General features: G+C 67.1%; 1 pseudogene. It reads right to left on the bottom strand.

Annotated elements, in window-relative coordinates:
• Positions 1-110 precede the first annotated feature (110 nt).
• Positions 111-322, bottom strand: a pseudogene (locus tag SB751_RS29080) (spermidine/putrescine ABC transporter substrate-binding protein); the annotation flags it as partial.

Below are 322 nucleotides of genomic sequence, written 5' to 3'. Positions count from 1 at the left end.
CACGAGCATCGTCCGGTTCGCGCGGTACGTGTAGTAGCCGGTGGTGCCGGACGCGATCACGCCGATGCACGCGAACAGCACCGACAGCTTCGACGTGAGCCCGAGCCTGATCATTTTTCGAACGACGCCGGCCGGTCGCCCGACACGATGCGGCTCCACAACGACTCGCGCCGCGCGATGTCCTCGACCGGCTGGAGCCACACGAGGTGCTGGTGACCGGTCTGGAGGCCGGGTGGCGGCGCGAGCGTATTCGCGAGCCCCTGACGCTCGGTCAGCAGCGCGCCGATCACCGGTTCGAGCATGTAATTGATCCACGCGAACG

It is taken from the genome of Cupriavidus sp. SIMBA_020 (assembly GCF_046535395.1).
Taxonomy (GTDB): domain Bacteria; phylum Pseudomonadota; class Gammaproteobacteria; order Burkholderiales; family Burkholderiaceae; genus Cupriavidus; species Cupriavidus campinensis.
The sequence above is the reverse complement of the archived record's forward strand: the minus strand, read 5'-3'. Positions and strand labels throughout refer to the sequence as shown.